The sequence below is a fragment of the Cryobacterium sp. MP_M3 genome (genome assembly GCF_015752155.1).
In the GTDB taxonomy this organism is placed as follows: Bacteria; Actinomycetota; Actinomycetes; order Actinomycetales; family Microbacteriaceae; genus Cryobacterium.
Genome location: NZ_JADOVI010000001.1, coordinates 597977 through 623840 on the forward strand (window position 1 = coordinate 597977; position 25864 = coordinate 623840).

The window sequence follows — 25864 nt, forward strand, 5'->3', positions numbered from 1 at the left end:
GACCCCGTGTCCGATTCCGTGCCATCCACCGTCCTGAACTCCACGTTCAACGAGCCCCTCGAGGTCGTCGATCCCGAGATCGCCGCCGTGCTCGAGCAGGAGCTCGGCCGCCAGCGCGACTACCTCGAGATGATCGCGAGCGAGAACTTCGTGCCCCGCGCCATCCTGCAGTCGCAGGGTTCCGTGCTCACCAACAAGTACGCCGAAGGCTACCCGGGCCGCCGCTACTACGGCGGTTGCGAGTACGTCGACGTGGCCGAGCAGCTCGCGATCGACCGCGCCAAGGCGCTCTTCGGCGCCGAGTACGCGAACGTGCAGCCGCATTCCGGCGCCACCGCGAACGCCGCCGTGCTGGCCGCCATCGCCAGGCCCGGCGACACCATCCTGGGACTCGAACTCGCCCACGGCGGCCACCTCACCCACGGTATGAAGCTCAACTTCTCCGGCAAGCTCTACAACCCGGTCGCCTACGGCGTCGACCCGGAGACGTTCCGTGTCGACATGGACGTGGTGCGCGACAAGGCCCTCGAAAACAAGCCGAAGGTCATCATCGCCGGCTGGTCCGCCTACCCGCGCCACCTCGACTTCGCGGCCTTCCGCAGCATCGCCGACGAGGTCGGTGCCCTGCTCTGGGTCGACATGGCTCACTTCGCCGGCCTCGTCGCCGCCGGGCTGCACCCCTCGCCCGTGCCCTACGCGGATGTCGTCTCCAGCACCGTGCACAAGACGCTCGCCGGACCGCGGTCCGGCTTCATCCTCTCCCGCGACATGACCCTGGCGAAGAAGCTCAACTCCAACGTCTTCCCGGGCCAGCAGGGCGGCCCGTTGATGCACGTGATCGCCGCGAAGGCCACCGCGTTCAAGCTGGCAGGCGAACCCGAGTTCAAGGAGCGCCAAGAGCGCACCCTCCGCGGCGCCAGCATCCTCGCCGCCCGGCTCACCGCCGACGACTCGAAGGCCGGCGGAGTCGACGTGCTCACCGGGGGCACCGACGTGCACCTCGTGCTCGCCGACCTGCGCAACTCGCCGATCGACGGCCAGCAGGCGGAGAACGCGCTGCACGACGTCGGCATCACGGTCAACCGCAACTCGGTTCCGTTCGACCCGCGCCCGCCGATGGTCACCAGCGGCCTGCGGATCGGCACGCCAGCCCTCGCCACCCGCGGCTTCGACGACGCGGAGTTCACCGTCGTCGCCGACGTGATCGCCGAGGCGCTCAAGCCGGACGCCGACATCCAGGGCCTCCGCGCCCGGGTCAAGGTGCTCACCGAGGCCTTCCCGCTGTACCCCGGCCTGCAGCAGTAGCAGCCTCCCGGCCCGACTGTTCCCGTTCCGGTCGAGGGTGCCCGCTGTGCGGGCGACTCTCGACCGGAACGGGAACAGTGACGGGTGCGCGGCCCCGGCCGGCACCGCGATTGAGCAGCAACAAGTGAATGGAACCCGCATGAGCGCAATCACCCTCGACGGAGTCAAGACCGCCTCCGCGATCAAGTCGGAACTGATCGACCGCATTACCGACCTCCAGGCGCACGGGGTCGTGCCCGGGCTCGGCACACTGCTCGTCGGCGACGACCCGGGCTCTCGCTCGTACGTCGCGGGCAAACACCGCGACTGCGCCGAGGTCGGCATCGAGTCGATCCGGATCGACCTGCCGGGGTCGGCGACGAGCGCGGATGTCCGCGCCGCCATCAAGGACCTCAACGCCAGCCGCGAGGTGACCGGCTACATCATCCAGCTGCCGCTCCCCGTCGGCCACAACGACAACGCCATGCTCGAACTCATCGACCCGTCCAAGGACGCCGACGGCCTGCACCCGACCAACCTCGGCCGGCTGGTCCTGGGCATCGAGGGCGAACTGCGCTCGCCCCTCCCATGCACCCCGGCGGGCATCGTCGAACTGCTCCGCCGCTACGAGGTGCCGATCGTCGGCCGCAAGGTCGTCGTCGTCGGCCGCGGCCTCACCGTCGGCCGCCCGCTCGGCCTGCTCTTCACCCGCAAAGGCCTGGATGCCACGGTCACCCTCACCCACTCGCGCACCGTCGACCTGGCCGGCGAGGTGCGCCGCGCCGACATCGTCGTCGCGGCGGTCGGGGTGCCGCACCTGATCCAGGCCGACTGGGTCAAGCCGGGCGCCGCGGTGCTCGACGTGGGCATCACCCGGGTGACCGACCCGGAGACCGGCAAGGGCCGGCTGACCGGGGACGTGCATCCGGATGTCGCCGAGATCGCCGGCCACCTCTCGCCGAACCCGCGCGGCGTCGGACCGATGACCCGCGCCATGCTGCTGAGCAACGTCGTCAAGGCCGCCGAGCATGCCCTGCGCCCCTGACGGGCCGCGCTGAACTACGCTCGGGAGAACGAGCGTGAAACCGGAGGTCGCCAGCCATGTCAGAGCCGACAGCGATGAGTGGAACGGTCCCTGCGCCTGCGCCTGCGCCTGCGGCCGCGCCGGGGACCGGACCGAGCCTGCGACTGGCCCTGTTCCAGGGCCGGGCCGAACCGCTTGACCTCACGGCGAACCTCGCCATGCTCGATCAGGCGGCCGGGGAGGCCAGGGCGGCCGGCGCCGACCTGCTGCTCACCCCCGAGCTCTTTGCCACCGGGTACGCCCCCGAGCTGATTCGCGACTCGGTCTCGGACGCTGCGGCAGCCGACCTCGACCGGGACCTGGCCGGCATCGCGGCCCGGCACGACATTGCCCTCGTCTACAGTGCGCCCGGTCCAGGACCGGCCGGGGCGCGCGGGATCACGTCCGCCCTTGTCGACCGCACCGGCCGGGTGCTGGCGCGATACGTGAAGTCGCACCTGTTCGGGCCCGAGGAACGGGCCAGTTTCCGACCCGGCACCGCACCGCCGCCGGTGGTCGACTTCCTCGGCCTGAAGATCGCCCTGCTGATCTGCTACGACGTGGAGTTCCCCGAGGTCGTGCGCGACGCCGCCCTGCACGGCGCCACCCTCGTGCTCGTGCCGACGGCGCTGACCCGCGGGTATGAGAACGTCGCCCGGGTACTCGTGCCGGCCCGTGCCCTCGAGAACGCCGTGACGGTCGCCTACGCCAACCACGTCGGGGTCGAGGCCGGGCTCGACCTGGCAGGGGCCAGCGTGATCGTCGGACCCGACGGCAACATCGTCGCGGACGCCGGCCGGACCACGGGCCTCAGCTACGCGACCGTCACGGCCGCCGGCCCCGACGTCGACTACCTCGCCGACCGCCGGCCCGAGCTGTACCGGTCCTGGACCGACGCGGAGCACGACCGCGGCGGCATCTCCGCCTGAGCCCCGGCCCCGTACAGGTGCCCGGCCCGGTCCAGGTGCCCGGTCAGGCCAGGTAACGCAGGGCGATCAGCAGTTCGGCGCGCACCTCGGCGTCATCGAGGTCGCGGTCGAGCACGGCGCCGGCCTGCAGCACGTGCCGGCGCACGCTGTTGCGATGCAGGCCCAGCAGGCGACCGGATGCGTCCCAGTTGCCGTTCTGGGACAACCAGGCCCGCAGCACACTGAGCAGCAGCTGCGCCCGGGCAGGTGGCAGACTCATGACCGGCTCGAGCAGGGCGCGCGCGAAAACCTGCCCGGCCTCGCGGCCGATGAAGGCGTGCACGTCCCGGTGGCCGTCCTCGACCAGCACGGACCTCGCATCCGTCACCGCCCGGTGGCGCAGGGCGGCGGCCTCATCGTGGGACGCCGGCAGGTCGCGGGCGGCGACGGCCCGGCCGACCACGAACACCCAGCCCTGCTCCTCGAGCGGGGCCAGGTCGGCGCGGGTGACGGTCAGCGCCGTGATCGCGACCACGCCCTCGCCGGTGAGGGCCGCGAGCCGGGTCGTGAACAGTCCGCGCCAGGCGAGCAGGCGGGCGAGGGCGTCCGGGGCGGACATGGGTGCCTCGCCGGCCGGTGCCACGCCGACGACGACGCGGAGCGGCGCCGCCTGCTCCAGTCCCACCGCGTGCGCGACCAGGTCGGCGAGGCCGGCTGGCGCGGCGGCGGAGTCCAGCAGCAGCGTGACCGCGAGCTGCGCCGGGGCGATGTCGCCAGCCGTGCGCTGGCGGGCCAGCAGCTCCACCAGGCCCACCGTCGAACCCAGCACGCTCTGCTCGGCGGCGCCCCACTCCGGCCGGTGCCCCACGACCAGCGCGCCGAGGTTCGTGCCGTCCACGCTCCGCACCGGATGCGCCACCGCAGCGAGACCGGTCTCGTCGGCGAGGTCGACCGCCACCCGGGGCCCGGAGCCGGTCAGGAGCCGGTCGAGCACCGGGGCGAGCCGAGGCGCGTCCGGCGCGCCGGGCGACTGCGCCCTGACCTGCCGGTTCGCTCCCACCAGCACCGCCCAGGTGGCCAGGCGTTCGGCCGCCACCATCAGCAGCTCGTGCTCCGGCCGGGGCTGCATCGTGGCCCGCATCAGGCGTTTGTTCGTGTCGGCGAGCGACTTGAGGGTCTCGACGCGTTTGAGCTCGAGGATCTCGGCGAAGGTGCGGGTGACCATGACGAACGGTGTGCCCTGGGCCACCACGAGCAGGGGCAGGGCCGCATCGGCGCAGGCGTGGATCAGTTCGGGCGGCACCTCGGAATGCACCGGGCTGAGGCCGAGGCCGAGCGCGCCGACCCGGGCCGCCACGAGCCGGGCGACGTAGTCACGGATGCCCGCCGCATCACCGGGCGTGATCGGGGTGCCCGCGGTGAGCAGCAGCTCGCCGCCGAGCAGGAACGGGGCAGGGTCGGCCAGCTCGCTGCAGGCAACCCACCGCAGTAGGGTTGGAGAGGCCGTCGCAGGTGCGGCCATGACCCGCCCGGCCAGCCGCGAGAGCAGCTGGGCAAGGGTTATCGTCGGCAGCCCGTCGGTTGAGGCTGGCAGCATCGTCCCATCATGCCTGCAGCATTGGAGCCCGTCAATTTGATCCCCGCGCAGCCCGCTGGTGCGAATGGCCACCGAACCGGGCAGCGCCGGGCAATCCGCCCGCAGGGCCGGGCACTCCCGCAACCTACGCTGACGACACCATCTTCAACGTCGGAACGGACTGTCAATGACGACCACTAGCCTGCCCCGAACCGAGGCGAAAACCTCACTCCGCACCCAGCTGGGCCGGCGCAAACCGATCGACCGGCTGCCGCACCCCGACGAGTCGCCCCTGCCGCACGGGGACCTCAAGCGCAGCCTCGGCCTCTGGCAGCTGACCATGATCAGCGTCGGCGCCACGCTGGGTACCGGCATCTTCGTGATCCTCGGCGCGTCGATCCCGCTCGCCGGGCCGGCGATCTGGATCGCCTTCCTCGTCGCCGGGGTCGCCGCCCTGCTCTCCGCCCTGTCCTACGCCGAGATGGCCAGCTGTGTGCCGGCATCCGGTTCAAGCTACTCCTACGTCTACGCGACCATGGGCGAGGGCATCGCCTGGGTCTGCGGCTGGTGCCTGGTGCTCGAATACGCCGTGTCGATCGCGGCCGTGGCGGTCGGCGCCGGCCAGTACATCAACGAGAGCCTCGCGACGTTCGGCCTGCACCTGCCGGACGCGATCGCCCAGCCGCCCGGCTTCGGCGGAGTGGTGAACCTGCCTGCCGCCGGTCTCGTGATCCTGTCGATGCTGCTGCTCATCCGCGGTGCGAAGGAAAGCGCCTGGGTCAACACGGTGATGGTCGGGGTCAAGATCGTCATCCTGCTCATCTTCGTCGCGATCGCGTTCACGGCCTTCTCCGCCCAGAACTTCGAACCGCTCGCCCCGATGGGAGTCGCCGGGATCTCCGCCGCCGCATCCCGGCTGTTCTTCTCCTACATCGGTTTCGACGCCGCTTCCACCGCCGGGGAGGAGGCCCGGAACCCCCAGCGCGACCTGCCGAAGGCCATCATCCTGTCGATGCTGATCATCACCGGCATCTACATCCTGGTCGCGATCGCCGCGATCGGGGCCCGGCCGTGGACCTGGTTCCACAGCGGCGAGGCATCCCTCGTCGTCATCCTGCAGCAGCTCACCGGGCAGCCGTGGGTCGCCCTGTTGTTCTCCGTCGGCGCCGTGATCGCCATCGCGAGCATCGTGCTGACCGTGCTCTACGGCCAGACCCGGATCTTGATGACCATGTCCCGGGACGGCATGGTGCCCAGGGTGTTCGGCCGGATCTCCCCGCGCACCCAGACCCCCGTCGCCGGCACCCTCATCGTCGGGATCGTCGTCGCGGTCGCCGCCGCGCTGATCCCGCTCGGCGAGCTCGCCGACGCGACCAGCATCGGCACGCTCTGCGCCTTCGCGCTGGTCAACCTGTCCGTGATCTACCTCCGGCGGGCCCGGCCCGAACTCCGGCGCTCCTACCAGGTCCCGTTCTACCCGCTGGTCCCGATCGCGGGTTTCGCCATGTGCGTGCTTCTCATGATCACCCTGGGCGGCACCACCTGGGTGGTTTTCGGAATCTGGATGCTCATTGGCACCGGCTTGTATTTCCTCTACGGTCGGAAGCACTCCGTCGTCGGCGCCCTGAGCGCCGAGGATTACGCGGACGCATCCGACTTCTCTCTGTCGACCGTGAAGGCATCCAAATGACAATGGCATCCGAGCTCCCGCACCCGCCGGTGCCCGGCGAGGCCGCGCGCCCGCCGATCACCATGCTGAACCCGGACTTCCCGTTCAGCTACGACCACTACCTCGCGCACCCGGCCGGGCTCGGCCGCGTGCCCGACCTCAAACTGGGCACCGAGGTGGCCGTCGTCGGCGCCGGGCTGTCCGGCGTGATCGCCGCCTACGAGCTGCTCCGGCTGGGCCTCAAGCCGATCGTCTACGAGGCCGCCCGGATCGGCGGCCGGCTGAAGACGGCGGAGTTCTCCGCGGCGCCCGGCGTGGTCGCCGACCTCGGCGGCATGCGCTTCCCCGAGTCGGGCAAGGCGTTCTACCACTACGTCGACACGGTCGGCCTGGAGACCCGCGAGTTCCCGAATCCACTGTCGGCCGTGACGCCGAGCACGCTGATCGAGCTGGAGGGCAAGGCCCACTATGCGGAGACGGCCGACGACCTGCCGCCGTTCTTCACCGAGGTGGCCGAGGCCTGGCGGCGGGCCCTGCGCGAGGAGGTCGACTTCGACGCCGTGCAGGACGCTCTCCGCACCCGTGACGTCGCCACGATCAAACGGATCTGGAACCGGATCGTCGCCGAGCTCGACGAGCAGACCTTCTACGGTTTCATCGCCGGCAGCGCCGCGTTCAGGGAGAAGTCCTTCGCCCACCGGGAGGCCTTCGGGCAGGTCGGGTTCGGCACCGGCGGCTGGGACACCGACTTCTCCAACTCCATCCTCGAGATCCTGCGGGTGGTCTTCACCGACGCGGACGACAAGCACCGGCGCATCCTCGGCGGCGCGCAGCGGCTGCCCGACGGCCTCTGGTCGCACACCCCCGACGACCTGGTGCACTGGCCGAAGGGCACATCGGTCGCGAGCCTGAACGGCGGGGTACCGCGCGGCGCCGTCGCCTCGATCAAGCGGGGCGAGGACGGCGGCATCCGGATCACCGAGAAGTGGGGGGCGACCCGCGAATTCGAGGCGGCCATCGTCACCTGCCAGTCCTGGCTGCTCTCCGCCCGGATCGACACGGAGGAGGCCCTCTTCGCGCCGGAGATGTGGACGGCGATCGAGCGCAGCCACTACATGCAGTCGTCCAAGACCTTCGTCATGGTGGACCGCCCGTTCTGGAACGACATCGACCCGGAGACGGGCCGGCACGTGCTGAGCATGACCCTGACCGACCGGCTGCCGCGGGCGACCTATCTGCTCGACGACGGCCCCGACAAGCCCGCTGTCATCCTGCTTTCATACACCTGGAACGACGACGCGCTGAAGTTCCTGTCGCTCAGCGCGGACGAGCGCACCGACCTCATGCTGCACTCACTGAAGAAGATCTACCCCACCGTGGACATCGCCTCCCACATCGTGGGTGAGCCGATCACGGTGTCGTGGGAGGCGGACCCCAACTTCATGGGCGCGTTCAAGAACAACCTGCCCGGCCATTACCGCTACCAGGAACGGCTCTTCGGGCACTTCGTGCAGGACGGATTGCCCGAGGCCCAGCGCGGCGTCTTCCTCGCCGGCGACGACATCTCCTTCACCGCCGGCTGGGCCGAGGGCGCGGTGACCACGGCCCTCAACGCGGTGTGGGGCACGGTGCGGCACCTCGGCGGAGCGTCGGCGGCCGAGAACCCCGGCCCCGGCGACGTCTGGGACGAGCTGGCCCCGGTCGTCCTGGGCTGACTGCCGGCCCAGTGCTGCGGGCAGTGCTGCGGGCAGTGCTGCGGGCAGTGCTGCGGGCAGTGCTGCGGGCTCAGTCCTTCGGGCTCAGCCCTGCGTGCTCAGTCCTGCGTGGCGGCGTGGGAGCCGGAGTGCAGGGCCGAGTGCTCCAGGTAGGCCTCGGCGTTGTGACGGATGCCGGCCACCTCGTCATCCGTCAGCGACCGGCGCACCTTCGCGGGCACGCCGGCGACCAGCGAACGCGGCGGCACGACGCTGCCCTCGAGCACCACGGCCCCCGCGGCGATGAGGGAGCCCGCGCCGATGACGGCGCCGTTGAGGATGGTCGCCGACATGCCCACGAGCACGTCGTCCTCGATCGTGCAGCCGTGCAGCACGGCGCCGTGGCCGACGGAGACGCCCTGGCCGACGATCAACGGGAAGCCGTGGTCGACATGGCAGGACACGTTGTCCTGCAGGTTGGAGCCGGCGCCGATCCGGATCGGCTCGGCCTCGGCGCGGAGCACCGCGTTGTACCAGACGCTGGCGTGCTCGGCCAGGATGACGTGGCCGACGAGCACGGCGCCGGGGGCGACGAACGCGGTGGCGGCCACGCTCGGTCCGGGGCGGTCGGAGAGGGTGATGATGCGGGCGGCGTTGTCGGCAGTCATACGCGCCAGCCTAGTGCGCCGCCTCCCTGCCCCGCCTCACCCTGCCGCCTCCCCGCGCCGCCGGGCTCCCGCCCGAGTCTCCACCCCGCCGAACTGTGAGAAATGCGCCATTCCGGCCCGAAAACCCGGCTTTGCTCACAGTTCGGCGGAGGCTCGGCGGAGGCTCGGCGGATGCCGGCGGCAGGCGGGAGGGACGTCTAGTCTGGCTGCATGGTCAACACCGCTCATCCCGCCGTCGACCGGGTGCGTGTGGCACTCCGCGGCCACGGCCTCGATCCCAAGATCCGCTGGTTCGACGAGGCGGCCACGACCGCCCCGGCCGCCGCGGCCGCGCTGGGCATCGAGGTCGGTGCGATCGCGAACTCGCTCGTCTTCCTGCTTGACGACGAGCCGCTGCTGGTCCTGACCTCCGGCGCCCACCGGGTCGACACCGAGTGGCTGGGGGAGCGCCTCGGCGGCACCATCGGTCGCGCGTCGAAGGACGCGGTGAAGGCCGCCACCGGTCAGGTGATCGGCGGGGTCGCCCCGGTGGGGCATCCGTCGCCGCTGCGTACCCTGGTGGATGTCGCGCTCGCCGAGTTCCCCGTGGTCTGGGCCGCCGCGGGCCACGCCCACACCGTCTTCCCGACCACCTTCGACGAGCTGGTGCGGATCACCGCCGGCGAATCGACCGCCGTGGCGCCCTGAACGTCCTGCACCTCCTGCGCCTCTGAACGTCCCGAGCGCCGCCGAACTGTGAGAAAGTCCGCCCTTGGCCGTATGACTTTGCCGGGGTTTCGGGCGGCCTTTCTCACAGTTCGGCGAGGTAAGGAGGTGAAGGCGTGAGGAGGTGCGGTGTCAGTCCTCTTCGCGGGCGGCTCCGTCGGCGGCGCGCACCACGAACAGGTCGGGCGTGCCGAAGTCCTGGGCGGCGAACGCGGCCGTGACGGCGGCCGTCACAGCCGGGATCAGGGCGTGCGGAGTGAGGGCGATCGCGGCCCCGCCGAACCCGCCGCCGGTCATCCGCGCGCCGATCGCCCCGGCGGCCCGAGCCGTCTCGACCGCGAGGTCGAGCTCGGGCACCGAGATCTCGAAGTCGTCGCGCATGGACACGTGCGAGGCGTCCAGGAGGGCGCCGATCGCGGTCGGGCCCTGCTCGCGGAGGGTGCGCACGGTGTCGAGCACGCGCTGGTTCTCGGTGACCACGTGCCGCACCCGGCGGAAGGTCTCGTCGTCGAGCAGGTCGCGGGCCCGCGCGAGGTCGTCCACGTCGAGGTCCCGCAGCGACGACACTCCCATCAGCTGGGCGCCCTTCTCGCAGGAGGCCCGGCGGGAGGCGTAGCCGCCGGTCGAGTGGGCGTGGCTCACCCGGGTGTCGATGATGAGCAGTTCGAGCCCGGCCGCGTCGAATCCGAGCGGGATGACCTCGGCGTCGAGGCTCCGGCAGTCCAGGAACACGGCCGCGTCGGCCCGGCCGAGCAGGGAGGCGGACTGATCCATGATGCCGGTCGGCGCCCCGACGGCCCGATTCTCCGCCAGCTGCCCGACCCGGGCCAGCACGCGCCGGTCCAGCCCGAGCTGCCAGACGTCGTTGAGGGCGACCGCGACCGCGCTTTCGATCGCGGCCGAGGAGGACAGCCCGGCGCCGATCGGCACATCCGAGTCGATGAACACCTCGAAGCCGGCCACGACGGCCAGGTCGGCGCCGAACTCGCCCAGCGCCCAGGCGACACCGAGCGGGTAGGCCGACCAGCCCTCGAGATTCTCCGGGGTGAGATCGTCCAGCGACAGCTCCACGGTCTCCTCGGCGAAGGAGCTGGCCACGCGCACCAGCCGGTCGGCCCGCACCCCCAACGCCACGACGGTGCGGCGGTCGATCGCGAACGGGAAGACGAAGCCGTCGTTGTAGTCGGTGTGCTCGCCGATCAGGTTGACCCGGCCGGGAGCCGACCAGAGGCCGGTCGGCTCCGTGCCGAACCGGGTCTGGAAGCCGGTGGTCACCGTCTGGTGGAGGTCGCTCATGACTGGGCCTTTCCGGGGAGGGTGGCGTCCGGTGCGGCCAGGCCGGCGGCATCCGCGCCGGTGAGGGCGGCGGCCGCCGCGGCATCCGCCGCATCGGAACGTGCGAGGGCCGCGCGAATCGTCGCGGCAGCCTGCTCGGGGGTGACATCGCCGATCCAGGCCCCCATGGCGGCCTCCGAACCGGCCAGGAACTTGAGCTTGTCCTCGGCCCGGCGCGGGCTCGTCACCTGCAGCATCAGCCGGATCTCGTCGCGCCGCGTGTTCACCGGTGCCTGGTGCCAGGCGGCGATATACGGCGTCGGCGTGGCGTAGATGGCGTCGATCCCGCGCAGCAGACGGCGGTAGAGCACGGCCAGCTCGTCGCGTTCGGCAAGCGTGGTGCCGGCGAAGTCGGGCACGTGGCGGTGCGGGAGCATGTGCACCTCGATCGGCCAGCGGGCGGCGAACGGCACGAACGCGGTCCAGTGCTCGCCGGTCAGGATGACCCGGTCCCCGGCCTGCTCGGTGGCCAGGATGTCGGCGAACAGGGTCGGCCCGTACGCGTCGAGGGAGGCGATCACCCGCTGGCTGCGCGGCGTGACGTAGGGGTAGGAGTAGATCTGGCCGTGCGGGTGGTGCAGAGTGACGCCGATCGCCTCGCCGCGGTTCTCGAACGGGAACACCTGCTCGATGCCGGGCAGCTGCGAGAGCGCGTGGGTGCGCTCCGCCCAGGCCTCGATCACGGTGCGGGCGCGGGTGACCGAGAGGCTGCCGAACGAGCCCTCGGTGGCCGGGCTGAAACAGACGACCTCACAGCGTCCGACCGAGGTGCGGATGCGGCCCAGGCCGATCACGGCCAGGTCGTCGAGTCCGGCGGGGGCGTCGGCATCCGTCAGCAGCGGGCCGAACGACGGTGACTTGTTCTCGAACACGGCCACGTCATAGTTGCTCGGCACCTCCGACGGGTTCTCCGGCGTCGACGGGGCCAGCGGGTCGAGGTGCGCCGGCGGCAGGAACACCCGGTTCTGGCGGGCCGCGGCGATCGACACCCATTCCCCGCTCAGCGGGTCCTGGCGCATCCGGGCCGTCGCGGGGCGCGGATCGAGCTCGCGCAGGTCGGCGGCCCGCTCCGGGGGGAGCGTGGTGCCCGGGTCATCGAAATAGATGAGGTCGCGGCCGTCCGCGAGGGTGTGGCGGTGACGGATGATGCCGGTGTCGGCGACGAAGTGTTCTGTATTCATGGCAGTGCCCACGATAACAAATTTGCGTATCGGAAACTAGAGGTTTCTAATTGAGAACCAAAGCAAACTAAGTGAAGATGGTTCTATGTCCGAATCAGAATCGCCGAAGGACCAGCACCCGGAACCGCCAGCCGATCGGGGTGCCCTTCCGCCGCACCAGCGGCGGGAGCGCATCCAGATGCTCGTCGACGAGCGCGGGTTCGTGCGGGTCAGCGAGCTCCGTGAGGCATTCGGAGTGTCCGGAGTGACCGCCAGGAGCGACCTCGACGCCCTCGAGGCGGCCGGGGTCCTCCAGCGCGTGCACGGCGGGGCGGTGCCGGCCCCGACGACGGGAGCCGGGGCGAGGCCCGACCGGGAGTCGTCGTTCGAGGAGGCGCTGGCGGCATCCGTGCTCCCCAAGCAGCAGATCGGCGTGCTCGCCGCCTCGCTCGTCTCGAGCGGCCAGAGCCTGATCCTCGACGTGGGCACGACCACCCTCGCGGTCGCGCGGGCCCTGCTGGCCCGCACCGAGTTGACCGACGTGGTCATCATCACGAACGGCCTGAGCATCGCGCTCGAACTCGAACCGGCCATTCCCCGGTTCACCGTGATCGTCACCGGAGGGTCGCTCCGCCCGCTGCAGCATTCCCTGGTCGAACCCCTGGCTGCGACCGTTCTTGGACAGGTGCACGCCGACCTGGCCTTCATCGGCTGCAATGGCGTGGACGCGGAGCGCGGCGTGACCAACATCAACCTCCCCGAGGCCGGCGTCAAGACGCTCATGCTCGCCGCCGCGACCCGGGCGATCGTCGTCGCCGACGGCTCGAAACTCGGCCAGGTGCATCTCGGCCGGATCGGCGCGCTGACCGCCTTCGACACCCTCGTGACGGATGCCGACGCCTCCGCCGACCTCCTGGCACCCCTCCGCGACGCCGGCCTCACCGTTCTCCAGCCGGGCTTAGGCTGAAACCATGCGAGCAGCGACAGGCACACAGTACGAGTTGCGGGCGGCCACCCCGAGCGGGCCGGCCCTGGCGATCGTGACCGAGGTGGCGGCCGGACTCCGCGTGTATTCCGTTGACGGAATAGACCTGGTCGAGCCCTTCCCTGCCGAGACGATCCCGCCCAAGTCGGCCGGCGTCGTGCTGGTCCCGTGGCCCAACCGTATCCGTGACGGCGTGTGGCTGTATGACGGCAAGCCCAGGCAGCTTGCGCTCAACGACCCCGAGGAGCGCAACGCCATCCACGGGCTGCTCAGCGTCTCGCCGTATCGGCTGCTCGACCGCAGCGCGGCCGCCGTCACCCTGGCCGCGACGGTGTTCCCCCGGCTCGGCTACCCGTTCCAGCTCGACACCACGGTCAGCTATGCCCTCACCGACGACGGGCTCGACGTCACCCACACGGTGCGCAACGTGGGCACGGATGCCGCCCCGGTCGCCATCGGCGCACACCCCTATCTGAAGATCGGCGGCGTCCCCACCGACGACCTCACGCTCACGGCGGCGGTCGGCACGCGGATCGAGGTGGACGAACGCCTGAACCCGGTCGGCGAGGTGCCGGTGGACGGCACCGGCTACGACCTCCGTGGGGGCCGGCCGGTGCGGGACCTCGACCTGGACGACGGCTTCACCGCCGTCATGCGGGAGGCCGGCGGCGGCAAGGGAGCGGTGGAGCACTCGCTGACCGCGCCCGACGGCCGAAGCGTCATCCTCTGGGGTGACGAGAACATGCGCTATGTGCAGGTCTTCACGCCGCGCAACTTCCCGGTCGACACTCCCGACGGGCCGGTCCTGGGGCGCGCGGTCGCGGTGGAGCCGATGACGGCCCCCGCGAACGCCTTCAACACGGGGGCCGGCCTGCGCTGGCTGGAGCCCGGCGAGGCCTGGACGGTGCGCTGGGGCATCCGCCACACCGGCCTGGCCGACTGAGCCTGGGTGGTCGGCTGGCAACGGGCAAACGGAACGCCCGGTGGACGGCCGCAGTGCGGACATCCACCGGGCGTCGCCGACCGGTGACCCGGTCGGCCGCTCTCAGGACAGCACGTCCATGACCAGTTCCTCGTTCTCGCTGTGGGTGACGAGGGACAGAACGTAACCGCCGGCGAGCAGCGCGAACGGCAGCGCCACCAGGACCCAGCCGATCGGGCTCAGGCCCCAGGAGGTCGTCGTGGGGTCGACGCCCACGGCCACCGTGCCGGCGAGAAGCCCGAACCGGCTCATCAGGAGGTACTCGCCGAGAACCAGGCCGATCGCGGCGAGGACCGGCGCGACGACCGTCTGGAACAGGTTCTCGCCTCCCTTGTTCCGGTGGAAGTAGACGATGATGGCGATGCAGACGAGGACCTCGATCAGCACGATCGAGACGACGGCGAGACCGCTGAACCAGTAGAACATGTTCAGCACCGGGTCGAGCTGGAAGACCGCGAAGGCCGCGATGATGAGGCCGGTGACGACCGACGTGACCAGGGACGCGGTGCTCGGCGCGCCGCGCGGGTTCACGTGGCTGAGCGGCGCGGGCAAGGCCCCGCCGCGACCGAGCGCGAACAGGTAGCGACCCGCCGCGTTCTGGAAGGCGAGCAACCCGGCGAACAGGCTGGACAGCACGAGGATCCCCATCAGGGTCGCCATCCACGGGCCGACGTACTGCGTGGCGAGGGAGAAGAGCACGGCGGCGGGGTCGGCCAGCGGCACCCCGTCGAGGGTCGAGAGCTCCACGGTCTTCTCGACGACGGAGGAGGCGCCCATCCCGGTCACCATGGCGAAGGCGGTGAGCGCGAAGAGCACCGTGATGACACCGACGGCCAGGTACGTCGCCCGGGGCACGACCTTCTTGGGGTCCTTGGATTCCTCGCCGTAGATGGCCGTGGCCTCGAAGCCGATGAACGAGGCGAACGCGAAGGCGAAGGCGATCCCGGCCGAACCGGTGAGCCCGCCGGCGAGGATCGCGGTCGGGTTGAACGAGGCCCAGACGTTGATGCCCTCCGGCCCGCCGTCGGCGAGGATCGCGACCGACGTGACGATGAGGGCGGCTAGCTCGAGCAGCATGAGCACGCCGAGGACCTTGGCGCCCACGTCGACGCTGAGCAGGGAGAGCAGGGTGACCAGCACCCAGGCGAGGAGCGTCCAGGCCCACCAGGGGAGCAGTCCGACCTGGGCGGCCAGGAGCCCTCCGAAGAACCCGTAGATCGCGAGCTGGATGGCGAGGTAGGCGAGGATCGACACGAACGCCGAGGCGGTGCCCATGTGCTTGCCGAGGCCGCGGCCGACGTAGGCGAAGAAGGCGCCGGCGTTGGTCACCCGCTGGCTCATCGCCGCATAGCCGACGCTGAAGAGGAGCAGGGTGATTCCGACGATGAGGTAGGCCCCCGGGGCGGCCGCCCCGTTGCCGAGCACGATCGCCACGGGCACCGCGCCGGTCATGCCGACGAGCGGGGCCGCGGCGGCGACCACGAAGAAGACGATGCCGATCACGCCGAGCCTGCCCTTGTGCAGGGTGGTCTCCGGTTCGGCTTCGGTGCGGGTGGTCGTCATGGGGTACTCCTCATCGAGTAGACAACGAAATTCAGGGGGTGAGGGCGCCGGCCGGCGGGTGCAGGGTGCAGCCGGTGTCGCCGGCGGTGTCGCCAACGGTGCCTGTGTGACGACTCTGCCCGAAGGCACGGTCGCGGAGTTGCCATTCCGGGTACGCCAGTTGTCGACCAGCGATGAAACGGATGCCGGGTTCCCGGTCAGCCGCGGCGGTAGCTGCTGGGCGGTTCGCCGAACGCGGTGCGGAAGATCCGACTGAAATGCGCGGCGTCGATGAATCCCCAGCGCGCGGCGATCACGCCGACCGAGCGGGGGGCCAGGATCGGGTCCCGCAGGTCCCGGCGGCAGTGCTCCAGCCGCCGGGACCGGATCCAGCCGGACACCGTGGTGTCGGCCGCATGGAACACGTTGTGCAGCTGGCGCAGCGAGATGAAGTGGGCCGCGGCGATCCCCGCCGGCGACAGCTCCGGGTCGCCGAGCTCGGCCTCGATGTAGCGGTGGATGCTCGTGAGCAGGTCGCCGCGGGCTCCGGGCGCCGGGTCGCGACGGATGCTCAGCTCACTCTCGAACATCGTCGCGACCAGGTCCACTGCGTTGTAGGCGAGCCGGTGGCCGGTCGACCCGGACAGGGCGTCGAGGTTCTCGGCCAGCTGCACCATGAACGGGCTGATCATCCGGCCGAGCCCGGCGTCGCCGGCCATCCGCACCGCGGTGAGTTGCGCGATGGCATCCGCCGGCAGGTCGAGCGCATCGTGCGGGAACATCAGCACGAGGGTGCGGAAGTCCCGTTCGAACGCCAGGGTGTAGGGCCGGTTCGTGTCGTAGACGGCGAGGTCGCCGGGTCGGAGGGTGGCCTCGCGGTTGTCCTGGATCAGGATCCCGCTGCCGGAGAGCTGCAGGTTGAGTTTGAAGTACTGCCGGTCGGACCTGGCGATGAGTGACGGGGTGCGCAGGACCTGGTGCCCGTTGGCCGTGACCTCCACGATGGAGAGGTCGTCGAGCACCCGGGAGCGCAGCGTGCCGTGGAAGTCCGGAGTGTCGGATCGCACCTCGAGCGGAACGAACGAATCGGAGACCAGGGTGCGCCACTCGCCGAACGAGTGCGCCTCCGCGCGACGGACGGCGTCGTCGCTGCCGCCGGCCGGGGTGGGCTGGGTGGCCATGGTCATCGTCACGGTGGGCTCCTTTGCCGTCGTGTACAGACACGCTGTGGCAGTAACCTAGCCGGGTTCGTCGGTAAAGTCACTCTTTTTTCGACAGATGTTGAAAAACGACGGTGCGAATCAGTCGCCCGTCGCCAGCAACTGGAAGTAGCCGTCGAGCTGGGTGATCAGCTGGTTCGGCGAGTGGTCGGCGGGGGAGAGGGCCGCAGTGATCTGGGCGCCCAGCACCACCGTCATCAGGTGCCCGACGATGTCCGCGTCGTTGACGAGCGTGTGCACTTCCCCGCTCGCGCGGCACTCGGTGAGCAGTGCGCGCAGGGCCTGCCGCCACTGCAGCATGGAGGCGTCGTGCAGCTTCGCCTTGGCCGGGTCGCCGAGGGCCTTCTGCCAGAACGGGATGACGATCCGGGCCTCGCTGATCCGGATGTCGTCCAGGGGGAGGATCTCGTGGCAGTAGGCGCGCAGGGCGACGAGTCCGGTCTTCCCTGTCGTGGCGGTGCGCATTCGTTCGCTGGTCTGGCTGAACACGTGCCCGAACGCGAAGGTGAGTAGATCGTCCTTGGTGGGGAAGTACGGCTTCAGTGCGCCGTTGGCGAACCCGGCTTCAGCCGCGATTTCGCGCATCGTCGCACCCTCGATGCCGTGCCTGGCGATGATGCGCCAGGTCGCGTTGACCAGCTCGACCCGACGCTGGTCGTGGTCGACAACCTTTGGCATGCTTCCCCGTCTCCGATAGTTCTCGAAGGAATTGACCCTTGCCCCCGAGCATAGTGAGCCCTATTCTTCTACAACCATAGGAAATAAATGCAGTGACGCATTTGGATGCCCGCGCATCCACCTGCCCGGCCTACAACCTCGAAAGGGTTCCCATGACACTCGCCTCCGCTGACGCCACCACCGCGTCGCCGCCCCTCGCCGGTGCGCACACGCTGACCACCGCCGCCGAACTCGAGTCGGTCAGGGCCGTCCTGGGCGACGCCGGCCTGCTCGGGGAGAACGTGCGGGTGGCCTACCTGGGCCTGCTCGATCCGCCGCGGGGCGCCGCGCCCGGCGAACCGAACCGACGCTTCCGGGCCTTCCTGCACGACATCTCCGGCGCCGCTCCGCGGGACGTCACGGTCTCGGCCACCCGGCGGGCCGTCGAATCCGTGGTCATGCTCGACACCGCGGTGACCGGGGAACTGCCCGTGCTCGAGGAGGAGTTCGGCGCCGTCGAGGAGCTCCTCACCCACGACGCGCGCTGGCTGGCCGCGCTCGCCGCGCGCGGGCTGGATGTCGCCACCGTGCGGGTCGCCCCGCTGTCGGCCGGCGTCTTCGAGTATCCGGAGGAGAAGGGCCGGCGCATCCTGCGCGGGCTCGCCTTCGTGCAGCAGTTCCCGGAGGACAGCCCGTGGGCCCACCCGATCGACGGGCTCGTCGCCTACGTCGACATCGTGAGCAAGACCGTCGACCAGGTCATCGACTACGGCGTGGTGCCGGTCCCGGCCGAGCACGGCAACTACACCGACCCCATGCTCACCGGCCCGCTGCGTGAGACGCTCAAGCCGATCGAGATCACCCAGCCGGAGGGCCCGAGCTTCACCGTCACCGGGGGGAACCATGTCGAGTGGGAGAAGTGGAGCCTCGATGTGGGCTTCGATGTGCGCGAGGGCGTCGTGCTGCACAACATCAGCTTCGACGATGCCGGGGTGCGCCGGTCGATCATCCGCCGGGCGTCGATCGCGGAGATGGTCGTGCCCTACGGCGATCCGTCGCCCGTGCGTTCCTGGCAGAACTACTTCGACACCGGCGAGTACCTGGTCGGCCAGTACGCCAATTCGCTCGAACTCGGCTGCGACTGCCTCGGTGAGATCACCTACCTCAGCCCCGTCATCACCGACGGTTTCGGCAACCCCCGGGAGATCCGCAACGGGATCTGCATGCACGAGGAGGACTGGAGCATCCTCGCCAAGCACAGCGACCTCTGGACCGGAATCGAGTACACCCGCCGCAACCGCCGCCTGGTGATCTCCTTCTTCACGACCATCGGCAACTACGACTACGGCTTCTACTGGTACCTCTACCTCGACGGCACCATCGAGTTCGAGGCGAAGGCCACCGGCATCGTCTTCACCAGCGCGTACCCGGGCAAGGGCTACCCGTATGCCTCGGAGCTGGCCCCGGGTCTCGGCGCCCCGTTCCACCAGCACCTGTTCAGCGCCCGGCTGGACATGGCCGTCGACGGGCTCACCAACCGGGTCGAGGAGGAGGAGGCGGTGCGGGTGCCGATGGGAGTCGGCAACGAACGCGGCAACGCCTTCACCCGCAAGCGCACGGTGGTGGCCAGCGAGGCCGACGGGGTGCGGGAGGCGGACATGCGGCACGGCCGCACCTGGCTGGTCTCGAACCCGAACGTGCTCAACCGCCTCGGCGAGCCGGTCGGCTACAAGCTCTACCCGCAGGGCCAGCCGACCCTGCTCGCGGACGAGGAATCGTCGGTCGCGCGCCGGGCGGCGTTCGCGACCAGGGACCTCTGGGTCACCCGTTACGCCGAGGAGGAGCGCTACCCGACCGGGGACTTCGTCAACCAGCACGCGGGCGGCGCCGGTCTTCCGGCCTATATGGCGGCGGATCGTGACCTGGACGGGCAGGACATCGTGCTCTGGCACACCTTCGGCCTGACCCACTATCCGCGGGTCGAGGACTGGCCGATAATGCCGGTCGACACCGCCGGATTCAAGCTCAAGCCCGAGGGTTTCTTCGACCGCAGCCCGGTCCTCGACGTGCCGGCGAGCGCCCCGGCCGCGGCGGGCGAGGACCACTGCCACTGCTGACCTCCCCCCACGCGAGCCTCTGCCGGATGCCCCAGTGTGTGGCTCTCGTTCCGAATTCAGGTGTGGACCCCGGAACAGTGCCACGGATGCCCGCCGGCGCGCCGGATCGGAGTTGTTCTCCTGAATTCGGGACGCGATCGGAGGGTGTGCGGTGCGCGGGTTTCGCCGGCGGGGCCTGATCGGGCAGGCTGGGGGGATGGCCAGACCGACGTCACCGCGAAACGACAGGCCCGAACACGCCCTGGCACCGGCCCCGGCGCGGCTGAGCCCGTCGGATGCCGCGCGCCTGAGCGCCCTCGTGCGGATGAAGCGCCTCGCGGTGGGCCTGCTCCTCGTCATGGCCGTCGTGTTCGCCGTGTCCTTCGCGCTCCAGGAGCGCTACCCGGCGCTGCAGTACGTGCGCGCGGCTGCCGAGGGCGGCATGGTCGGTGCGCTGGCGGACTGGTTCGCGGTGACCGCCCTGTTCCGCTTCCCGCTGGGACTGCGCATCCCGCACACGAACATCATCGCCAGCCGCAAGGACGAGATCGGCGCGAGCCTGGGCGAGTTCGTGGAGACGAACTTCCTCTCCGAGGACGTCGTGCGGGGCAAGCTCGAATCGATGGGCGTGTCCCGCCGGCTGGGCGCGTGGCTGTCGTCGCCGGAAAACGCCGGCCGGCTGACCGACGAGGTCGCGGTGGCCGGCACCGGGCTGCTCGAACTGCTCAGTGACGACGCCATCAAGGACCTGATCGAGACCGTCGCCCGTGAGCACCTCGTGCAGGCCGACTGGGCGCCGCCGATCGGCCGGGTCGGTGAGCGGCTGGTGGAGTCGGGGCAGCAGCACGCCGTCGTCGACCTGCTGCTCGAGCGTGCCCAGGGCTGGCTCCTCGCGCACCCCGAGGCCTTCGGCCGGGCCGTGTCGCAGCGCCTGCCGAGCTGGCTACCCGGTTTTGTCGACAAGCTCGTCGACGACAAGGCCCACCGGGAGGTGCTCGCCTTCCTCGACGCCGTCCGCACGGATGCCGCCCACCCGCTGCGGGCGGCCATCGACCGTTATCTCGTCGAACTCACGGGTGACCTGCAGCACGATCCCGCCATGATCAACCGGGTGGAAACGCTCAAGCTCGAACTGCTCGACAGTGCCCGGCTGCGCGAATTCGCCGGGGAGACCTGGGAGGCGGTGAAAGCCTCCCTGGTCGATTCCCTCGGCGACCCGGCGAGCGCGCTGCGCGCCGGCATCCGTTCGACCGTGATCGAGGTCGGCGCCCGCCTGCTCGAAGACGGCGCCCTCGGGGCGCGGATCGACCGGTGGCTGGCCGACTCGGCCAGCTACCTCGTGCGGAGCTACCGGCACGAGATCGCCGGGGTCATCACCGAGACCGTCGAGCGGTGGGACGCGACAGAGACCTCGGAGAAGATCGAACTGCAGGTCGGCAAGGACCTGCAATTCATCCGCATCAACGGCACGGTTGTCGGCGCCCTCGCCGGGCTGGCCATCTTCGCGGCCGCGCAGGCCGTCGTGTCCCTGCTCTGACCCGGGGCCTGCGGCCGCGACACCCGGCCCCGAATTGCATACAATCTCAGCGGATGGGGGATACTAGGCCAACCCGCGTGGACCACCCTCGCGCGCAGAATCGCAAGAGGAATCGGTGCACGAACTCATCCGCAGGTCGCTGGCGCCAACGATGCGCGCCTGGGCCGCGGCAGCCGAGAGGGAAGCCACGGACATCCCGATGCCCACGGATGCCCCGCAAGCGCACGCCGCGGGCGTCGATTCCGACCGCATCCTCGTCTTCGGCTCCGGGCCCGCGGTCGGCCGCGGGGTGATGAGCCACGACCTCGCCCTGCCCGGGGCGCTGGCCCGCGCGGTGTCGGTGCGCACCGGGCGCGGCGTCGACGTCGACGTCCTCGCCCTGTCCCGGATGACGTCGGTCACCGCGCTCACCGACCTCGGCGACCTGAGGCTGACCCGGTTCGACGCGATCGTCGTCACCCTGGGGGTGAACGAATCGGTCACCCTGGCCTCCGAGCGGGTGTGGCGGCTCGAGCTGGGCAGGCTGCTGCGCCAGCTGGTCCGGAGCTCATCCGGCAGCACCCGGGTGTTCGCCGCCGGGGTCCAGCCCATCCGCTCGATCCCCGTCTTCGACAGCCCGCTCGGCGACCTGGCCGACGCGCACGCCCGCAGGCTGAACCGGGCCACGGCCGCGATCTGCGCCGACATCCCGCGTGCCGACTTCGTGCCCCTCGAGGGGGCTCCGCCGCCCGCCTCCGGTCGATATCGCTCGCCGGAGGTGTACTCCCACTGGGCGGAGCTGCTCGCGGCGTCGATGGTGCCCGCGCTGGAGGCGGAGCGTTTCGCCTTCGCGCGGGAGGCTACCCCGATCGTTCCGAAGGACGCTGCCACCCGCGAGGCGATGCGGCAGCACGCGGTCGACCGGCTCGGCATCCTCGACACGGCGCCGGAGGAGCGGTACGACCGGATCGCCGACCTCGCCCGGATCATGTTCGGCACCCGGTCCGCCGCGGTGACGGTGATCGACCGTGACCGGCAGTGGCACAAGGCGCGGGTGTCCCTCGACCCCTATGAGGTGCCGCGGAGCAGTTCCTTCTGCACGGTCACGATCCAGGGCCCGGAGCCGATGGTGGTCTCGGACGCCCTGCTCGACGAACGCTTCCGGGAGAGCCCGCTCGTGGTCGGCGAGCCGCACATCCGCTTCTACGCCGGGTTCCCGATCGAATCTCCCTCGGGGGAGCGGATCGGCGCGCTCTGCGTCTTCGACCCGGAGCCTCGCCCCGACGGGCAGGTGGACCTGGTCCTGCTGCGGGAGCTCGCGCTGATGGTCCAGCGCGAGCTGCGGCATCCGCCCCGCACCGACCGACCGGACACCGACTGACGCCGGATCAGGCGGGCGACGGGACACCGACTGACGCCGGATCAGGCGGGCGACCGGGTCAGGCGGGCGACCGGGTCAGGCGGCCGAACGGAGCCCGGTCCCCGGCAGGTCGGCCCGGCGATGGGCGGCGTGGGCGGCCCGTGACGCGGTCGCGGCGGCCACCGCGTTGTCGGGCACCCGGAGGTCCCGGTCGAGGACGGTGCCGGCGGGGATGCGGGCGTTCCGGCCGATCCGGCAGTGGCTGCCCAGCCGGGCTCCGTTTCCCACCTTCGCGTCCGCGCCCACGTGCACGTTTTGGCCGATGAAGACCTTCGACCCGATCACGGCCCCGTGGTCGATCCAGCTTCCGGGTCCGATCCACGACTCGGCGCTGACTTGCGCGCCGCTTTCCACATAGGCCGTGCTCGACACGAACGCGCTCGCGTGCACCCGGGCTGCGGGGGAGACCAGTCCGCGCCCGTTGCCGTGGCGCCGGTACTTCTCGATCACCCCGGTGTTGACCTCTACCTCTTCATTCACTCTTTCCACGTGCGACCTCCTTGATTCGTCGCCGGGCCGTGCCCGTTCTGTTCTGCAGTATGAGCGGGAAACCCGAGCACTGACCGCATCAACGCTGTGCGCCCGCCGGGAATTCCGAAGAGTGCACTCCGCAGTCCGAGAGGACGCCCGCTGCGTCAGGGGGTCGCGGCCTCCGGGGAGCGTGGCGGGGAGACCGGCTCGGCCTCCGGAAGCGCGGCCGCCCGCCCGCCCGCGACCGCGGACACCCCGATCGTGACGAGGGCACCCAGGATCAGCGCCGCGGCTTCGCCGGGCAGCAACAGGTTCGACTGGCTGCCGATCGTCACCGCGGCCACCGGCACCCCGAGTTGCGCGGCCGACATCAGGCCGAGCGGCAGCGGCAGCCCGAGGGCCCGCGTGACGGCGTGTGCCAGCACTGCGGCGACCCCCAGCGACAGGCCGAGCAGGATCATCTGCGGCCGGTTCAGGAGGTCGAGCAGGTTGAGGGAGGCGCCGAGCCAGACGAAGAACAGCGGGCCGAGGAATCCGTCGGCGATGGCGAACAGTTGCCTGGCCAGTCGCCTCGGTTCGCCGACGGCGGCAACGGCCAGCCCGAACGAGAACCCGGCCAGCATGATCGACACGTGGCTGTAGACCGCCAGGGCCGCCATGCCGAAGAGGATCGCGAGCTGGATTCGCAGCTCCAGTGCGAACTTGCGGGACTCCGACAGGTGGTGCAGCCGCAGTCTGGCCCCGTTCGCCTCCAGCCGGGAGAGCACGAGGTAGAGCACCACGGATGCGCCGGCCACCGCGGCCGCGCCGAGCGCCGCCCGGCCGGCGTTGGGCGGGTCGATCGCCAGCGGCAGCGCCACGATCGCGGCGATGTCCGCGATGGCGACCTGCGCGATCACCTCGAGCACCGGGCTCCCCTTCAGCCGCAGGGAATCGATGATGGGCAGCACCAGGGCGGCAGACGATGACGCGAGCAGCACGATGTACAGCGGCGCGTGGTTGATTCCGAAGAGCGCGGCGATCCCCACCCCGAGCCCGGCGGCGACCACGCCAGTCACGGTCGCGCGGGCAGCCCCCTTGCTGAGTGCGGAGCGGTTCTGACCGTCCCGCAGGGGAACGTGGCTTCCGGCGACGAACATCATCAGCGCGAAGCCCACATCGGCCAGCAGCGTGATCGCGGGGTCGGCCGAATCCACCAGCCGGAGGCCGCTCTGCCCGACGACGATCCCCGCCAGGAGCTGACCGAGCATCACCGGCAGACGAGCACGGTGGGGGATCGCCAGAAGCGGCCCGAGCAGCGCGACGACCGAGATGATCGCCAGGGTCTGGAAGGTCATCGCTGCACGGTCCCGGGTCGGTCAGAGCGTCAGGTCGGCGAGCCGCACAGGGATGTCGGTGTTCTCGTTGGTGAGGTAGGTGGCACACACCCGGTGGTACCCGTCCGCGATGTGCAGCGGCACCCCGGCGGGGAGATTGCCGCGCACGAGCAGGATCGGGGACAGCCTCACCCCGTCACGGATCAATTTCAGGTAGGACGCCACGTGCGGATTGGCGGCGTCGAGCAGCGGCAGGCCGCTGGCCCGGAGGATGTCCTTGGCCTTCTGGTGCGTGAGCGGGGCCGCCTCCAGCGCGCCGACGGTGGCGTCAACGGCGTTGTCGTTCACGAGCAGATGCAGGTAGTTCGCCGCCTTCGGGAAGTCGTCGGCGTCGGGCTGGTCGAGCCACTTCACTTTCCTGGACATTGTGGTCCTTCCTCGTCTCCTCATTCGGGTCGTTCGGAAGCTCGTCCTGGCCGTCCGCGGGCCGACACCAACCGCCGCTGGTTCGAGCGTAGTAGTTCGGCGCCGGAGCCGCGCATGTCCCGGTTCAGTGCCGGCGGAAGATCACGCTGTCGAACGCCAGGGCCGCCCGCTCGGCGGTCCGCACATCCGTGATCCCGCCGGGTCTTCACCGGAGCATAGCCACGCGTGGGCTCGCAGGGATCGCATGCGGCCGCTCACGCGATGACGCGAAGAAAGTGGGCCCCGTCGGGCTCGAACCGACGACCCAAGGATTAAAAGTCCTTTGCTCTACCAACTGAGCTAGAGGCCCGCGGTTAATAATCTAGCGTGGATTCACGCGAGGTTTTTCTGGGTACCGTTGAAGTGCGTCCCGGTTCGTCGGGGCGGATGTGCCGGAGCGAACACCAGGAGGATGCGATGGCTGACGATTTCCACAAGCCGACCCAGTTCTCCGGCAGCAAATTCGAGTCCTTCCAGGGCGGCGACGACCCGGCCTCGATCAGCCGGGTCGCCCACGAAACGGCCCATGCCCTCCTCGCCCGGGTGCGGGACGATCCGGATCCCGCCGTCGTCGACCGGCTGGTCGCCTACACCGACGAGCACGGCATCGACGCCGTCGCCGAACTGTGGGCGAGCGCGACCGCCCGCAGCCTCCCCGGTGCGCTCTGGCGGATCTACCTGGTGCGGCTCCTGATCCGCCAGGACCCCCAGGGCTCTGCCCTCCTGTACCAGCGCGGCACCGAAGTCACCGTGGCGATCGACCCGGTCGTCGCCGGCGTCGCGGTGCCGGCCGGGCCCGACGAGATCATCGCCCTGGCCGACCAGATTCTCCGCGGGGTCTTCGCCGGCGACTTCGCCGTCGCCCTCGATCGCGCCGCCGCGTTCTGCCGGGTGGTCTCGATCGGCTGCACGAGCGTCGCCGACGATTACGAAGCAACCGAGTCTGCGCGCGCCACCGAACTCACCACCCGCGCGCTGCGCTTCTCGACCACGGCCCAGGAGTTCGGCTCCTGCGCTCGGCTGTGGCGCAGCGAGTCCCTCGACTGACCCCCGGGACACCGGCCGCGGTCGGTCTGCCGGGCCCGGGTCGCCGTCGCCTTCCGGGGCCGGGGAACAAAACATCCGAGGTCGT

At 70.6% G+C, this 25864-nt stretch carries 22 protein-coding genes and 1 tRNA gene; 12 read left to right on the plus strand and 11 right to left on the minus strand.

What is annotated here, in order from left to right; translation table 11 throughout:
- Positions 1-6: 6 nt before the first annotated feature.
- The 3 genes from glyA (at position 7) to IWX89_RS02750 (ending at position 3276) form a co-directional block, all read left to right on the plus strand.
- Entirely contained in the window at positions 7-1305 is a 1299-nt protein-coding gene (glyA, locus tag IWX89_RS02740) for a serine hydroxymethyltransferase (RefSeq protein WP_196902011.1), read from the plus strand.
- A gap of 139 nt (positions 1306-1444) precedes the next feature.
- Positions 1445-2329 (plus strand): bifunctional methylenetetrahydrofolate dehydrogenase/methenyltetrahydrofolate cyclohydrolase, encoded by an 885-nt coding sequence (locus IWX89_RS02745; RefSeq protein WP_196902012.1) that lies wholly within the window; start codon positions 1445-1447, stop codon positions 2327-2329.
- Positions 2330-2385: 56 nt separating this feature from the next.
- The gene (locus IWX89_RS02750; protein ID WP_231382759.1) at positions 2386-3276 is read left to right on the plus strand and encodes a nitrilase-related carbon-nitrogen hydrolase; all 891 of its coding nucleotides are present in this window, start codon (positions 2386-2388) and stop codon (positions 3274-3276) included.
- Between the two features lie 43 nt (positions 3277-3319).
- Here the strand turns inward: IWX89_RS02750 and IWX89_RS02755 are convergent, their stop codons facing one another.
- Complete coding sequence (locus tag IWX89_RS02755; protein WP_196902013.1) at positions 3320-4852, minus strand: PucR family transcriptional regulator; 1533 nt, start codon at positions 4850-4852, stop codon at positions 3320-3322.
- Between the two features lie 166 nt (positions 4853-5018).
- Here IWX89_RS02755 and IWX89_RS02760 point away from each other — a divergent pair, with 166 nt between their 5' ends.
- Positions 5019-6521 carry an APC family permease gene (locus tag IWX89_RS02760; RefSeq protein WP_196902014.1) on the plus strand — a complete coding sequence of 501 codons (1503 nt, stop codon included), beginning with the start codon at positions 5019-5021 and terminating at the stop codon, positions 6519-6521.
- Positions 6518-8215 carry an NAD(P)/FAD-dependent oxidoreductase gene (locus IWX89_RS02765; protein ID WP_196902015.1) on the plus strand — a complete coding sequence of 566 codons (1698 nt, stop codon included), beginning with the start codon at positions 6518-6520 and terminating at the stop codon, positions 8213-8215. The genes IWX89_RS02760 and IWX89_RS02765 overlap by 4 nt, the downstream gene beginning before the upstream one ends.
- A gap of 98 nt (positions 8216-8313) precedes the next feature.
- Here IWX89_RS02765 and IWX89_RS02770 read toward each other — a convergent pair whose 3' ends face one another.
- Entirely contained in the window at positions 8314-8862 is a 549-nt protein-coding gene (locus tag IWX89_RS02770) for a gamma carbonic anhydrase family protein (protein WP_196902016.1), read from the minus strand.
- A 210-nt stretch (positions 8863-9072) separates the two neighbouring features.
- On the opposite strand from IWX89_RS02770, the gene IWX89_RS02775 reads away from it, so the two are divergent.
- Positions 9073-9549, plus strand: coding sequence for a YbaK/EbsC family protein (locus IWX89_RS02775; RefSeq protein ID WP_196902017.1), 477 nt, complete (start codon positions 9073-9075; stop codon positions 9547-9549).
- Positions 9550-9699: 150 nt separating this feature from the next.
- Here IWX89_RS02775 and galK read toward each other — a convergent pair whose 3' ends face one another.
- Positions 9700-10863 (minus strand): galactokinase, encoded by a 1164-nt coding sequence (gene galK / locus IWX89_RS02780; protein WP_196902018.1) that lies wholly within the window; start codon positions 10861-10863, stop codon positions 9700-9702.
- Entirely contained in the window at positions 10860-12083 is a 1224-nt protein-coding gene (gene galT / locus IWX89_RS02785) for a galactose-1-phosphate uridylyltransferase (RefSeq protein ID WP_196902019.1), read from the minus strand. The genes galK and galT overlap by 4 nt, the downstream gene beginning before the upstream one ends.
- Before the next feature lie 85 nt (positions 12084-12168).
- On the opposite strand from galT, the gene IWX89_RS02790 reads away from it, so the two are divergent.
- Both IWX89_RS02790 and IWX89_RS02795 read left to right on the plus strand, forming a co-directional pair.
- Complete coding sequence (locus IWX89_RS02790; protein ID WP_196902020.1) at positions 12169-13029, plus strand: DeoR/GlpR family DNA-binding transcription regulator; 861 nt, start codon at positions 12169-12171, stop codon at positions 13027-13029.
- A gap of 4 nt (positions 13030-13033) precedes the next feature.
- On the plus strand, positions 13034-13990 hold the full coding sequence (locus IWX89_RS02795) for an aldose 1-epimerase family protein (RefSeq protein WP_196902021.1): 957 nt from the start codon (positions 13034-13036) through the stop codon (positions 13988-13990).
- Between the two features lie 102 nt (positions 13991-14092).
- Here IWX89_RS02795 and IWX89_RS02800 read toward each other — a convergent pair whose 3' ends face one another.
- The 3 genes from IWX89_RS02800 to IWX89_RS02810 all read right to left on the minus strand — a co-directional run bounded on the left by IWX89_RS02800 (position 14093) and on the right by IWX89_RS02810 (position 17469).
- The gene (locus tag IWX89_RS02800) at positions 14093-15592 is read right to left on the minus strand and encodes an APC family permease (protein WP_196902022.1); all 1500 of its coding nucleotides are present in this window, start codon (positions 15590-15592) and stop codon (positions 14093-14095) included.
- Positions 15593-15789: 197 nt separating this feature from the next.
- Entirely contained in the window at positions 15790-16758 is a 969-nt protein-coding gene (locus tag IWX89_RS02805) for a helix-turn-helix domain-containing protein (RefSeq protein ID WP_196902138.1), read from the minus strand.
- Between the two features lie 114 nt (positions 16759-16872).
- Positions 16873-17469, minus strand: a complete 597-nt coding sequence (locus IWX89_RS02810) for a TetR/AcrR family transcriptional regulator (protein WP_196902023.1) — start codon at positions 17467-17469, stop codon at positions 16873-16875.
- A 152-nt stretch (positions 17470-17621) separates the two neighbouring features.
- Here IWX89_RS02810 and IWX89_RS02815 point away from each other — a divergent pair, with 152 nt between their 5' ends.
- The 3 genes from IWX89_RS02815 to IWX89_RS18925 all read left to right on the plus strand — a co-directional run bounded on the left by IWX89_RS02815 (position 17622) and on the right by IWX89_RS18925 (position 22441).
- Positions 17622-19565, plus strand: coding sequence for a primary-amine oxidase (locus IWX89_RS02815; RefSeq protein WP_196902024.1), 1944 nt, complete (start codon positions 17622-17624; stop codon positions 19563-19565).
- A 196-nt stretch (positions 19566-19761) separates the two neighbouring features.
- A complete protein-coding gene (locus IWX89_RS02820) occupies positions 19762-21081 on the plus strand; it encodes a DUF445 domain-containing protein (RefSeq protein WP_196902025.1) in 1320 nt (439 codons plus the stop codon).
- 115 nt (positions 21082-21196) lie between these two features.
- The gene (locus IWX89_RS18925; protein ID WP_196902026.1) at positions 21197-22441 is read left to right on the plus strand and encodes a GAF domain-containing protein; all 1245 of its coding nucleotides are present in this window, start codon (positions 21197-21199) and stop codon (positions 22439-22441) included.
- 75 nt (positions 22442-22516) lie between these two features.
- Here IWX89_RS18925 and IWX89_RS02830 read toward each other — a convergent pair whose 3' ends face one another.
- The 4 genes from IWX89_RS02830 to IWX89_RS02845 all read right to left on the minus strand — a co-directional run bounded on the left by IWX89_RS02830 (position 22517) and on the right by IWX89_RS02845 (position 25042).
- Positions 22517-22969 (minus strand): hypothetical protein, encoded by a 453-nt coding sequence (locus IWX89_RS02830; protein WP_196902027.1) that lies wholly within the window; start codon positions 22967-22969, stop codon positions 22517-22519.
- A 146-nt stretch (positions 22970-23115) separates the two neighbouring features.
- On the minus strand, positions 23116-24288 hold the full coding sequence (locus IWX89_RS02835; protein WP_196902028.1) for a cation:proton antiporter: 1173 nt from the start codon (positions 24286-24288) through the stop codon (positions 23116-23118).
- Positions 24289-24309: 21 nt separating this feature from the next.
- Positions 24310-24693, minus strand: a complete 384-nt coding sequence (locus IWX89_RS02840) for a hypothetical protein (protein ID WP_196902029.1) — start codon at positions 24691-24693, stop codon at positions 24310-24312.
- Positions 24694-24969: 276 nt separating this feature from the next.
- Positions 24970-25042 (minus strand) — tRNA-Lys (locus IWX89_RS02845).
- Between the two features lie 107 nt (positions 25043-25149).
- On the opposite strand from IWX89_RS02845, the gene IWX89_RS02850 reads away from it, so the two are divergent.
- A complete protein-coding gene (locus IWX89_RS02850) occupies positions 25150-25779 on the plus strand; it encodes a DNA-directed RNA polymerase subunit beta (RefSeq protein WP_196902030.1) in 630 nt (209 codons plus the stop codon).
- Positions 25780-25864 lie beyond the last annotated feature (85 nt).

Bases quoted from the DNA above. Each gene is read 5' to 3' on its own strand.
- IWX89_RS02850 (WP_196902030.1), top strand. From the start codon at position 25,150: ATGGCTGACGATTTCCACAAGCCGACCCAGTTCTCCGGCAGCAAATTC.
- galT (WP_196902019.1), bottom strand. From the start codon at position 12,083: ATGAATACAGAACACTTCGTCGCCGACACCGGCATCATCCGTCACCGC.
- IWX89_RS02775 (WP_196902017.1), top strand. From the start codon at position 9,073: ATGGTCAACACCGCTCATCCCGCCGTCGACCGGGTGCGTGTGGCACTC.
- IWX89_RS02835 (WP_196902028.1), bottom strand. From the start codon at position 24,288: ATGACCTTCCAGACCCTGGCGATCATCTCGGTCGTCGCGCTGCTCGGG.
- IWX89_RS02770 (WP_196902016.1), bottom strand. From the start codon at position 8,862: ATGACTGCCGACAACGCCGCCCGCATCATCACCCTCTCCGACCGCCCC.
- IWX89_RS02750 (WP_231382759.1), top strand. From the start codon at position 2,386: ATGTCAGAGCCGACAGCGATGAGTGGAACGGTCCCTGCGCCTGCGCCT.
- IWX89_RS02820 (WP_196902025.1), top strand. From the start codon at position 19,762: ATGGCCAGACCGACGTCACCGCGAAACGACAGGCCCGAACACGCCCTG.
- IWX89_RS02790 (WP_196902020.1), top strand. From the start codon at position 12,169: ATGTCCGAATCAGAATCGCCGAAGGACCAGCACCCGGAACCGCCAGCC.
- IWX89_RS02745 (WP_196902012.1), top strand. From the start codon at position 1,445: ATGAGCGCAATCACCCTCGACGGAGTCAAGACCGCCTCCGCGATCAAG.
- IWX89_RS02805 (WP_196902138.1), bottom strand. From the start codon at position 16,758: ATGACCATGGCCACCCAGCCCACCCCGGCCGGCGGCAGCGACGACGCC.
- IWX89_RS02810 (WP_196902023.1), bottom strand. From the start codon at position 17,469: ATGCCAAAGGTTGTCGACCACGACCAGCGTCGGGTCGAGCTGGTCAAC.
- galK (WP_196902018.1), bottom strand. From the start codon at position 10,863: ATGAGCGACCTCCACCAGACGGTGACCACCGGCTTCCAGACCCGGTTC.
- IWX89_RS02840 (WP_196902029.1), bottom strand. From the start codon at position 24,693: ATGTCCAGGAAAGTGAAGTGGCTCGACCAGCCCGACGCCGACGACTTC.
- IWX89_RS02800 (WP_196902022.1), bottom strand. From the start codon at position 15,592: ATGACGACCACCCGCACCGAAGCCGAACCGGAGACCACCCTGCACAAG.
- IWX89_RS02815 (WP_196902024.1), top strand. From the start codon at position 17,622: ATGACACTCGCCTCCGCTGACGCCACCACCGCGTCGCCGCCCCTCGCC.
- IWX89_RS02755 (WP_196902013.1), bottom strand. From the start codon at position 4,852: ATGCTGCCAGCCTCAACCGACGGGCTGCCGACGATAACCCTTGCCCAG.
- IWX89_RS02765 (WP_196902015.1), top strand. From the start codon at position 6,518: ATGACAATGGCATCCGAGCTCCCGCACCCGCCGGTGCCCGGCGAGGCC.
- IWX89_RS02760 (WP_196902014.1), top strand. From the start codon at position 5,019: ATGACGACCACTAGCCTGCCCCGAACCGAGGCGAAAACCTCACTCCGC.
- IWX89_RS02795 (WP_196902021.1), top strand. From the start codon at position 13,034: ATGCGAGCAGCGACAGGCACACAGTACGAGTTGCGGGCGGCCACCCCG.